Below are 11,886 nucleotides of genomic sequence, written 5' to 3' on the forward strand. Positions count from 1 at the left end.
AACGTTTTATTCATAGTAGCGTTTTTAAATAGTTTGTCTTTAATTGAAGCTAAAAATAACCTAATTCAAACGTATTTAGCTGAGTATTTACGCGGTTTGTGTGTTTATTGTTCGGTTAAACGTTTTTTGTAATTTATTTGCAATAAAGAGTTGCGCCGAAAACAAAACTCCCTATAATGCGCCCCACGTTGTCAGGAAGACACCAAGCCGCTAAAACAACAAGTTTGAATTAGGGTTTGGAGCAAGAAATCTTAGAGAAGTTTGTAAAAACTTTTAAGAAAAAGATTTCAAAATAGTGTTGACAGGGAGTTTGGGAAGTGTAGAATGCGCATCCCGGTTGAGACAGCCTTGAGCGACTAAATTGATAGTCAGTCTTAACCAGAACCTTCGGGGTTCGAAATGTTCTTTAACAACTTGTAATTAATTATCTGTGTGGGCACTTGTAAGTGATAGTAACAAATTAAGATTTACTATTCTTAAGTGTCTGTACAAACAAATTTATTTATTTGAACAGTATTTAATGAGTAGCGATTAAATGAAACACTTTAAAGTGAAGAGTTTGATCATGGCTCAGATTGAACGCTGGCGGCAGGCCTAACACATGCAAGTCGAACGGTAACATGAACTAGCTTGCTAGTTTGATGACGAGTGGCGGACGGGTGAGTAATGCTTGGGAATTTGCCTTTAGGTGGGGGACAACAGTTGGAAACGACTGCTAATACCGCATAATAGCTACGGCTTAAAGGGGGCTTCGGCTCTCGCCTTTAGAGAAGCCCAAGTGGGATTAGATAGTTGGTGAGGTAAAGGCTCACCAAGTCAACGATCCCTAGCTGGTCTGAGAGGATGATCAGCCACACTGGAACTGAGACACGGTCCAGACTCCTACGGGAGGCAGCAGTGGGGAATATTGCACAATGGGCGCAAGCCTGATGCAGCCATGCCGCGTGTGTGAAGAAGGCCTTCGGGTTGTAAAGCACTTTCAGCGAGGAGGAAAGTTTGGTGGTTAATACCCATCAGATGTGACGTTACTCGCAGAAGAAGGACCGGCTAACTCCGTGCCAGCAGCCGCGGTAATACGGAGGGTCCGAGCGTTAATCGGAATTACTGGGCGTAAAGCGTACGCAGGCGGCCATTTAAGTCAGATGTGAAAGCCCCGGGCTCAACCTGGGAACTGCATTTGAAACTGGATGGCTAGAGTGCGACAGAGGGTGGTAGAATTTCAGGTGTAGCGGTGAAATGCGTAGAGATCTGAAGGAATACCAATGGCGAAGGCAGCCACCTGGGTCGACACTGACGCTCATGTACGAAAGCGTGGGTAGCAAACAGGATTAGATACCCTGGTAGTCCACGCCGTAAACGATGTCTACTAGCAGCTTGGCGCTTAAGCGCTGTTTTGCGAAGCTAACGCGATAAGTAGACCGCCTGGGGAGTACGGCCGCAAGGTTAAAACTCAAATGAATTGACGGGGGCCCGCACAAGCGGTGGAGCATGTGGTTTAATTCGATGCAACGCGAAGAACCTTACCATCTCTTGACATCCAGAGAATTTAGCAGAGATGCTTTAGTGCCTTCGGGAACTCTGAGACAGGTGCTGCATGGCTGTCGTCAGCTCGTGTTGTGAAATGTTGGGTTAAGTCCCGCAACGAGCGCAACCCTTATCCTTAGTTGCTAGCAGGTTATGCTGAGAACTCTAAGGAGACTGCCGGTGACAAACCGGAGGAAGGTGGGGACGACGTCAAGTCATCATGGCCCTTACGAGATGGGCTACACACGTGCTACAATGGCAAGTACAAAGGGTTGCGAACTCGCGAGAGTAAGCGGATCCCATAAAGCTTGTCGTAGTCCGGATTGGAGTCTGCAACTCGACTCCATGAAGTCGGAATCGCTAGTAATCGTGGATCAGAATGCCACGGTGAATACGTTCCCGGGCCTTGTACACACCGCCCGTCACACCATGGGAGTGGGCTGCAAAAGAAGTAGGTAGTTTAACCTTCGGGAGGACGCTTACCACTTTGTGGTTCATGACTGGGGTGAAGTCGTAACAAGGTAGCCCTAGGGGAACCTGGGGCTGGATCACCTCCTTATACATAAAGTTATGAGATTTACTCGTGTCCACACAGATAATTAATTACGAATTGTGAGCAAGAAGAAGTTACAGGAAAGTGGCATAAGTTAGCGCTTGTGACTCACATATATAGGCCTGTAGCTCAGCTGGTTAGAGCGCACCCCTGATAAGGGTGAGGTCGGCAGTTCAAGTCTGCCCAGGCCTACCAATCATTCCTTCTCTGCGTTATTTAACTCGTCGTTTAGTGTACTAAACGTCCTCATTAAATGCCTTGATAAGAAAAGATTGGACTTGTCTGATTAATCGGATGAGAACCATTTAGAAATAAATGGGGCTATAGCTCAGCTGGGAGAGCGCCTGCCTTGCACGCAGGAGGTCTGCGGTTCGATCCCGCATAGCTCCACCACTTCTTCTTAAAATGAACGTGAGCTCAAATAAATACACATTAAGTTGTTTAACTTCAGTGTTTATTTATTTGAGTTTTTAATGACTCAATTGCTCTTTAACAAATTGGAAAGCTGAATAAAAAATAAAGGTATAAATCTTATTTTAATTCTTAGGGATGAATAATAAGTAATTTGTATCACTGTAAGAGAAAACTCAAGCGTTATTTATGTCGATTGTGTTTTTAGCGAACGCAATCAAAATGGCATAACCGACGACTTTAGTGCGAGAGCATTTAAGGTTGTATGGTTAAGTGAATAAGCGTATACGGTGGATGCCTTGGCAATTGGAGGCGATGAAAGACGTGTTAATCTGCGATAAGTCTGGTTAAGGTGATAAAAACCGTTATAGACCAGAATTTCTGAATGGGGAAACCCACTGCATTTTGTGCAGTATCACATAGTGAATACATAGCTATGTGAAGCAAACCCGGAGAACTGAAACATCTAAGTACCCGGAGGAAAAGAAATCAACCGAGATTTCCTGAGTAGCGGCGAGCGAAAGGGAAACAGCCGATTCAGTATGTTGTAGTGGAAGGTTCTGGAAAGTTCCGCAATAAAGGGTGATAGCCCCGTACACGAAGCAGCATATTGGACACATTAAGTAGGTCGGAGCACGAGAAACTTTGACTGAAGATAGGGGGACCATCCTCTAAGGCTAAATACTCCCAATTGACCGATAGTGAACCAGTACCGTGAGGGAAAGGCGAAAAGAACCCCTGTGAGGGGAGTGAAATAGAACCTGAAACCGTATACGTACAAGCAGTAGGAGCAGACTTGTTCTGTGACTGCGTACCTTTTGTATAATGGGTCAACGACTTATATTTTGTAGCAAGGTTAACCGAATAGGGGAGCCGTAGGGAAACCGAGTCTTAACTGGGCGAAATAGTTGCAAGGTATAGACCCGAAACCCGGTGATCTAGCCATGGGCAGGTTGAAGGTTGAGTAACATCAACTGGAGGACCGAACCCACTAACGTTGAAAAGTTAGGGGATGACCTGTGGCTAGGAGTGAAAGGCTAATCAAACCGGGAGATAGCTGGTTCTCCCCGAAATCTATTTAGGTAGAGCCTCGGACGAATACTTACGGGGGTAGAGCACTGTTTGGGCTAGGGGGCCATCCCGGCTTACCAACCCCATGCAAACTCCGAATACCGTAAAGTAATATCCGGGAGACACACGGCGGGTGCTAACGTTCGTCGTGGAGAGGGAAACAACCCAGACCGCCAGCTAAGGTCCCAAAGTTTATGTTAAGTGGGAAACGATGTGGGAAGGCTTAGACAGCTAGGAGGTTGGCTTAGAAGCAGCCACCCTTTAAAGAAAGCGTAATAGCTCACTAGTCGAGTCGGCCTGCGCGGAAGATGTAACGGGGCTAAACATAACACCGAAGCTGCGGTAGCGTAATTTATTACGCTAGGTAGGGGAGCGTTCTGTAAGTGGTTGAAGGTGAATTGAGAAGTTTGCTGGACATATCAGAAGTGCGAATGTTGACATGAGTAACGATAATGGGGGTGAAAAACCCCCACGCCGAAAGACCAAGGGTTCCTATCCCATGCTAATCAGGGTAGGGTAAGTCGGCCCCTAAGGCGAGGCAGAGATGCGTAGTCGATGGGAAACAGATTAATATTTCTGTACTTTTAATCATTGCGATGGGGGGACGGAGAAGGCTAGGTGAGCACGGCGTTGGTTGTCCGTGTGAAAGTGTGTAGGCTGAATTCTTAGGCAAATCCGGGAATTCACTAGGCTGAGACACGAGACGAGTCACTAAGGTGATGAAGTCATTGATGCCATACTTCCAGGAAAAGCCTCTAAGCTTCAGATGATTAAGAACCGTACCCTAAACCGACACAGGTGGTCAGGTAGAGAATACTAAGGCGCTTGAGAGAACTCGGGTGAAGGAACTAGGCAAAATGGTACCGTAACTTCGGGAGAAGGTACGCCGGCATTGGTGATGGGACTTGCTCCCTAAGCTGAAGCCGGTCGCAGTGACCTGGTGGCTGCAACTGTTTATTAAAAACACAGCACTGTGCTAAATCGAAAGATGACGTATACGGTGTGACACCTGCCCGGTGCCGGAAGGTTAATTGATTGGGTTATCGCAAGAGAAGCTCATGATCGAAGCCCCGGTAAACGGCGGCCGTAACTATAACGGTCCTAAGGTAGCGAAATTCCTTGTCGGGTAAGTTCCGACCTGCACGAATGGTGTAATGATGGCCACGCTGTCTCCACCCGAGACTCAGTGAAATTGAAATCGCAGTGAAGATGCTGTGTACCCGCGGCTAGACGGAAAGACCCCGTGAACCTTTACTACAGCTTGACACTGAACATTGAGCCTACATGTGTAGGATAGGTGGGAGGCTTTGAAGCGAGGACGCCAGTTCTTGTGGAGCCAATCTTGAAATACCACCCTTGTATGTTTGATGTTCTAACATTGGTCCCTTATCGGGATTGTGGACAGTGTCTGGTGGGTAGTTTGACTGGGGCGGTCTCCTCCCAAAGAGTAACGGAGGAGCACGAAGGTTTGCTAAGTACGGTCGGACATCGTACGGTTAGTGTAATGGTAGAAGCAAGCTTAACTGCGAGACGGACATGTCGAGCAGGTACGAAAGTAGGTCATAGTGATCCGGTGGCTCTGTATGGAAGGGCCATCGCTCAACGGATAAAAGGTACTCCGGGGATAACAGGCTGATACCGCCCAAGAGTTCATATCGACGGCGGTGTTTGGCACCTCGATGTCGGCTCATCACATCCTGGGGCTGAAGTCGGTCCCAAGGGTATGGCTGTTCGCCATTTAAAGTGGTACGCGAGCTGGGTTTAGAACGTCGTGAGACAGTTCGGTCCCTATCTGCCGTGGGCGTTGGATGATTGAGAGGGGCTGCTCCTAGTACGAGAGGACCGGAGTGGACGAACCGCTGGTGTTCGGGTTGTCATGCCAATGGCATTGCCCGGTAGCTACGTTCGGAATCGATAACCGCTGAAAGCATCTAAGCGGGAAGCGAGCCTCGAGATGAGTCATCCCTGACAGTTTAACTGTCCTAAAGGGTTGTTGAAGACTACAACGTTGATAGGTTGGGTGTGGAAGCGCTGTGAGGCGTTAAGCTAACCAATACTAATTGCCCGTGAGGCTTAACCATACAACGCTTAAGTGTTCTTGAACGCTGATACAAATTTCCTTTATTTTTACTGATATTGTTCCTGACAATATTCAGTACTTCCTACATCCTTGTAGGTCGTTACTTAACTGATAACTCGGTTAAGAAGCTTTCCATTGTTAAATACGCAATAACGCTTTTGTCTGGTGGCAATAGCGCTGTGGGACCACCTGAATCCATTTCGAACTCAGAAGTGAAACGCAGTTGCGGCGATGGTAGTGTGGCAGTCGCCATGCGAGAGTAGCTCACCGCCAGACTCCTATTAGAGAAACCCGTTGATCGTAAGATTGACGGGTTTTTTGCTATTTGGCGTTTTAAAAAACAGCTACGAGTTGCGAGGAATAGCAAAACCAAAAGCGCCAGACTCCGCTCGTAAAATACAACCCCATGCTCATTGAGTGTGGGGTTTTTTATTGTCTACAATTTAAGTTTAAATTACGCTTATAGCTTTTAAAGCTACCCGTTGTGTGATGTGAATAATGTTAAGTCATCTATCTTTTAGTTATAAATTTTTTATTAATATGTTCTTCCGAAAGTTTTTACCGTATTGTCTGTTCTTATTAGTCAGTTAATTTATATAAATGTAGATATATAGCAGTTCAAATGAATAATAATGCATTAGTGAGTGGGGCTGGACTTGGGTTTCGTCGTGAAATGGAGTCTGAATTAGATTTATTAACCACAGAATACGTGGATTTTTTAGAAGTGGCTCCAGAAAACTGGATGCGATTAGGGGGAATACCAACACTTATTTGAGCAAGTTTCAGATAAACATAACATGGTGACTCATGGTTTGTCTTTATCCCTTGGTAGCCCAGATCCGCTAGATATTAACTTTGTAAAAGAAGTTGGCCAATTCCTACGTAAATATAAAATCAAACATTACACTGAGCACTTAAGTTACTGTTCAGCTGATGGTCATATGTATGACTTAATGCCAATCCCGTTCACAAGTGATGCAGTTCATCATGTTGCAAATAGAATTAAACAAGTACAAGACATCTTGGAGCAAAAGATTGCTATTGAGAATGTTTCTTCTTATTTAAGTCAATCGTCAGAATTATCTGAACTTGAATTTACTAATGCTGTTCTGGAAGAATCTGACTGTCTATTATTGTTAGATGTAAATAATGTTTATGTAAATTCCATTAACCATAAATACGATAGTAAAACCTTTATTCAAGGTTTACCGTCTGAACGGATCCTATATGGCCATATTGCAGGTCATTATGATGAAGCGGATGACTTAAAGATTGATACTCATGGGTCAGATGTCATAGATTCTGTTTGGTCGTTACTAGAATTTGCCTATCAAAAACATGGTGTATATCCCACGTTGTTAGAACGGGATTTTAATATTCCTGCAATGGATGACTTGTTCACTGAAGTAAATATGATTAAGAAAATACAAGCTAAGTATCAAAAGGAGGCTGTTAATGAGTAATACGAATTCATTCCAGGCTCTACAGTTACAATTGGCGAATAGAATTAGGACCGGAAAAGGTGAATTGGACAACATAGAGTCTAGACGTGTCACTATTTACAAAGAGTTATTTTTTAATAACATTGAGAGTTTTTGCAGTACGGCCTTTCCGGTAACTCAAAGTCTGTTGGGTACTGAAACATGGGGGCGTTTAGTCAGACGTTTTTTCGTTGAACATCAATGCGAAACACCTCATTTTATTGAAATTTCACAAGAGTTTCTGTCATATTTAATTGAAAAACAAAGTGACTACCCAGATTTCCCTTATCTTGCTGAATTAGCGCATTACGAATGGATTGAATTAGACTTAAGCGTTAAACCCAATGTTTATAAAACAAACACAGAAAATGATGGTGTTAATAAGCTAGATGGTTTTATTCTGTCACCGGAGTGTTATCCATTATTATATAATTACCCAGTGCATGTAATCTCTTTAGATAATTATGACACTATTGAGCCTCAACTAACGGGGCTCGTGGTGTATCGAAATGTTGAATTTAATGTGAAGTTCATTTTAGTCGATCAATTAACCGTCATCCTTTTGCAATTAATTCAACAGAATGCCGGTATAACAAAACAATCACTTATTAATGAATTGATTGGTCTGAACGAAAGTTTTACGGAAGCACAAATGGACGACTTTTTAGCCAATGCATTGCCTCGTTTTTTACAGCTAAAGTTAGTAAAGCCAGCATAATATTCATAGCGTTAGAACATGGTCATTATTATTGTTAAATAAATCATTTCAAAGGTTTTTCCAAAGCAGCCAATCTGTCATACTGGAATGGTAATATTAGTATTTAGGTAAAACATGTTAGATTTAATTAAAAGTAGTATAAAAACCATTCCAGATTACCCAAAAGCTGGGATCATGTTTCGTGATGTCACCTCGTTAATGCAAAACGCAGAAGCCTTTGCTAACACTATTGAATTATTTGAAACCAAATATAAAGATCAAGGCATTACTGCTATCGTTGGTACGGAAGCGCGTGGTTTTATTTTTGGTGCGCCTTTAGCATTAAAAATGGGTATTCCATTTATTCCTGTAAGAAAACCAGGTAAGTTACCTCGGGCAGTTATCTCTCAAGATTATCAGTTAGAATATGGAACTGATACTATGCAAATTCACACCGACGCACTTACGTCTGCTGATAAAGTATTAATGGTAGATGATTTACTTGCCACTGGCGGTACAATCGAAGCAACAACGTCACTGATTAGACAATTAGGCGCGACAGTAAACGACGCTTGTTTTGTTGTTAATTTACCTGCTTTAGGCGGCGAAAAAAGATTAGAAAAAATTGGATATCAATTGTTATTCATTAACTGAGTTTGATGGCGAATAGCTAAAAGGTTAATTAAATGAGTTATCAAGTTCTCGCACGTAAATGGCGTCCTGCAAAATTTGCTGAATTAGTTGGTCAAGAGCATGTTAAAGCTGCACTTATCAATGGATTGAGTAATCAAAGGCTTCACCACGCTTATTTATTTACCGGAACTCGTGGGGTGGGTAAAACCACCATAGCTCGTATTTTTGCGAAAAGCTTAAATTGTGAAACAGGTATTTCTGCAGAACCTTGTGGACAGTGTGGTACTTGTTTAGATGTTGATGCAGGACGTTTTGTCGATTTAATAGAAATTGATGCGGCATCAAGAACTAAAGTGGGTGATACCCGAGAAATTTTAGATAACGTGCAATACGCACCGACACGAGGTCGTTACAAAGTCTATCTAATAGATGAAGTACACATGTTGTCACGTCACAGTTTTAACGCTTTGTTAAAAACGTTAGAAGAACCACCTGAACACGTTAAGTTCTTATTGGCCACCACAGATCCACAAAAGCTGCCCGTCACAATATTATCTCGCTGTTTACAATTTAATTTACAAGCTTTGTCGATTAAACAAATATCGGAGCAGTTAAATCACATTTTAGTTGCGGAACAACTTCCATTTGAACAAGAGGCGTTATTACTGTTAGCTAAATACGCCAAAGGTAGTATGCGGGATGGATTAAGTTTAACAGACCAAGCTATTGCTCAGTCTGGTCAAAACGTTACCTTAGAGATAGTGCAACAAATGATGGGCACAGTTGATATCAGCTGGAGTCAAAATATATTGTCTGCAATATTAAGCAATGACGCTGATAGTTTGGTAAATGAATTTGCCCGATTGACCAAACAAAATCCAGATATTGATAAGGTTTTAGATGATTTATTAAGTGTTTGCCATCAAATTGCGTTAACTCAAATTATGCCAAATGCAGCACAATTGAATCATAATATTAGCGAATTTATTACGGCTGCAGCTAGCCAAGTTGCTCCCCAAGTCGTTCAAGTTTATTACCAAATTTTGCTACAAGGCAAACGTGATTTAAAAATTAGCTCAGACCCATACGCTAGTTTTGAAATGATATGTTTAAGAATGTTGGCATTTAAACCTGTCACTGATTTTTCTGATTTAGTGGTAAAAAAACTCTGAAATAGATTTGCCCCGTACCCCAATTACCGAATCTGAGCAAAATAAAAATGCAGTCTCGCCAGTTGTTGAGCCTCAGTTAAAAAGTATTCCTGATGTGAATGCGTTGCAAAGTCAAACTCAGCCAACTGATATGGCTAGCTTTGAAGCAGTAACAACAGAATTCACTAAGCCGATAGCAAAGCAAGATGATTTAGGCACAGAGACATTGCATTCTAAACCTGCTGAACAGTCAATTGACGCTCAGGAAGCGGTTACTGAAAATGAGTTGTTGGCGCAACAGAACTTTTACAACGATATGGCTCAAAGCCAAGGTTTTGCGCCTCAGCAGCCAACGGAAGTTAATATTGCCGACGATAACTCTGTTACACAAGACTTAGAACATACACCTTCTAACGAACATCAATTCGTTAATCCGAATGCCGAAGCTCCACCAATGAATGAGGATGTTGTTAATAACACGTCTGTTGTTTCAGAAGGAACTGATCCTAACCCTAGCACTTTAGAGTTTGATAGCCCGGTTATGGCTATTTTGGCCGCTCGTGGTTTTGACAGTAATTTAAATCACGCTATACCTGAATCCCAAAATGCGGAGCAATCTCAGAGTACAGAGGTAAATTCTTTACACCATGAGGGTGTTAGCGAAGATAATCAAAATGCAGAAACAAACAATGACGTTGAAGTGTTCGAACCGGAAGCTGAACTTATGCCTCTGGAACATGAAGAAGTTAGATATGCACATCAGGTAGACAATTGGGCATCGTTAATTGAAAGTTCTGATTTAGCCGGAAGGGCAAGGCAGCTAGCATTGCATGGTGCGGTGGAAATAAATGATAATCATATTGAGTTAGTGGTTAAACAAGAGTTTGCTCACCTGTTAAACGATAAAACGGAAGCTGAACTGAATGAGGTTGTGCTTAGGTTAGCGCCACAATGTGAGTTTATCATTAATAAATCTGAGTTAGTGGAGTATGCACCTGCTGAGATCCAAAAAGACATTAACCAAAATCGTCAACAAAGAGCAGAGCAAAGCATTAATAACGACCCTATGGTTAAAACGTTATTAAATGAGTTTGACGGTAGGATAGTCGCCGGCTCAATTACGCCATTATAGGCAAAATTAACGGACTTGTATTTTATCAATTAGGCCATATTTATTGGTCATTAACGATTTAGTATCAAAGATTAATATTTAAAGAAATGAGGAAATGAATATGTTTAAAGGCGGAATGGGCAACATCATGAAACAAGCCCAAGCAATGCAAGATAAGATGGCAAAAATGCAAGAAGATTTAGCCAAAATGGAAGTGGTTGGTGAATCAGGTGCAGGTCTTGTTAAAGTCACTATGTTAGGTAGTCACAGCGTTAAACGTGTCGATATTGACGAGTCTTTAATGGAAGACGACAAAGACATGTTAGAAGACTTAATTGCAGCGGCAATTAATGATGCGGTTCGTCGTGTTGAAGAAACCAACAAAGAAGAAATGTCAAAAGTTACTGGTGGTATGGGCATGCCTCCAGGTATGAAACTTCCATTTTAATTAGCCGATAATATGAGCCAATCATTATTAGCGAATCTGATCGAGCAATTACAATGTTTACCTGGTGTTGGGCCTAAAACGGCTCAACGCATGGCGTTTCATTTATTACAAAGAAAACGTCAGGCCGGTAAAGAATTAGCGGCAGTATTACTGGATTCAATGGACAATATTGGCCAATGTTCAGAGTGCCGTAATTACACTGAGCTAGAATTATGTGACATTTGTAAAAACAGTAAACGAGCCATCGATGGTACTTTATGTATTGTTGAAAGTGCTTCTGATTTAGCTGCTGTTGAGCAAAGCGCACAATTTAGTGGACGTTATTTTGTTTTACATGGCTGTTTGTCACCCATTGACGGTATTGGTCCAAGTGAAATTGGTTTATTCCAATTAGAAGAACTATTAGAAAATGGTCATGTTAGTGAAGTGATTTTGGCATTAAATCCCAGTGTAGAAGGTGAAGCAACCTCACACTATATTGCCGATATTTGTAAGTCTCATAATATTGCTATTACTCGAATTGCGCATGGTATACCTGTTGGTGGTGAATTAGAAATGGTGGATAGTTCAACTATTACTCATGCATTAATTGGCCGAAAACTGTTCTAATTAATTTAAAGCGCTAAGCCAAAGTTGTAAGGTGGTTATATTTAACTCAAATAACCATCTTATCTTTCACCTCTCCCTTGATTTTCAAATATACGCTCCTATTAAGTTATCAACGTT

4 protein-coding genes, 2 tRNA genes, 3 rRNA genes and 3 pseudogenes are annotated in these 11,886 nt (G+C 42.2%); all 12 read left to right on the forward strand.

Features of this window, described 5'->3' with window-relative positions; genetic code table 11:
- The first annotated feature begins 547 nt into the window (after window positions 1-547).
- Window positions 548-2,083: ribosomal RNA gene (locus tag RT723_RS14550) — 16S ribosomal RNA — on the forward strand.
- A 112-nt stretch (window positions 2,084-2,195) separates the two neighbouring features.
- A tRNA-Ile gene (locus tag RT723_RS14555) sits at window positions 2,196-2,272 on the forward strand.
- A 122-nt stretch (window positions 2,273-2,394) separates the two neighbouring features.
- Window positions 2,395-2,470: transfer RNA gene (locus RT723_RS14560), tRNA-Ala, on the forward strand.
- A gap of 285 nt (window positions 2,471-2,755) precedes the next feature.
- Window positions 2,756-5,640, forward strand: a 23S ribosomal RNA gene (locus RT723_RS14565).
- A 160-nt stretch (window positions 5,641-5,800) separates the two neighbouring features.
- Window positions 5,801-5,915 (forward strand): 5S ribosomal RNA (gene rrf, locus RT723_RS14570).
- Together the 16S, 23S and 5S rRNA genes with 2 tRNA genes alongside form the textbook arrangement of a ribosomal RNA operon.
- A 346-nt stretch (window positions 5,916-6,261) precedes the next feature.
- Window positions 6,262-7,102 (forward strand): annotated as a pseudogene (locus RT723_RS14575) (HvfB family MNIO-type RiPP peptide maturase).
- The gene (locus tag RT723_RS14580; protein WP_315947798.1) at window positions 7,095-7,838 is read left to right on the forward strand and encodes an HvfC family RiPP maturation protein; all 744 of its coding nucleotides are present in this window, start codon (window positions 7,095-7,097) and stop codon (window positions 7,836-7,838) included. Before RT723_RS14575 ends, RT723_RS14580 begins: the two are co-directional and overlap by 8 nt.
- Window positions 7,839-7,952: 114 nt before the next feature.
- Window positions 7,953-8,487, forward strand: a pseudogene (apt, locus tag RT723_RS14585) (adenine phosphoribosyltransferase).
- 16 nt (window positions 8,488-8,503) lie between these two features.
- Window positions 8,504-9,583, forward strand: a pseudogene (dnaX, locus tag RT723_RS14590) (DNA polymerase III subunit gamma/tau); the annotation flags it as partial.
- A gap of 46 nt (window positions 9,584-9,629) precedes the next feature.
- Window positions 9,630-10,733, forward strand: coding sequence for a DNA polymerase III subunit gamma/tau C-terminal domain-containing protein (locus RT723_RS14595; RefSeq protein WP_315947802.1), 1,104 nt, complete (start codon window positions 9,630-9,632; stop codon window positions 10,731-10,733).
- A gap of 100 nt (window positions 10,734-10,833) precedes the next feature.
- A complete protein-coding gene (locus RT723_RS14600; RefSeq protein ID WP_216056050.1) occupies window positions 10,834-11,160 on the forward strand; it encodes a YbaB/EbfC family nucleoid-associated protein in 327 nt (108 codons plus the stop codon).
- Window positions 11,161-11,172: 12 nt separating this feature from the next.
- Window positions 11,173-11,769: a recombination mediator RecR gene (gene recR / locus RT723_RS14605; protein ID WP_315947805.1), complete on the forward strand. Its 597-nt coding sequence runs from the start codon at window positions 11,173-11,175 to the stop codon at window positions 11,767-11,769.
- Window positions 11,770-11,886: the final 117 nt, after the last annotated feature.

The sequence above is a fragment of the Psychrosphaera aquimarina genome (genome assembly GCF_032461525.1).
Taxonomy (GTDB): Bacteria; Pseudomonadota; Gammaproteobacteria; order Enterobacterales; family Alteromonadaceae; genus Psychrosphaera; species Psychrosphaera aquimarina.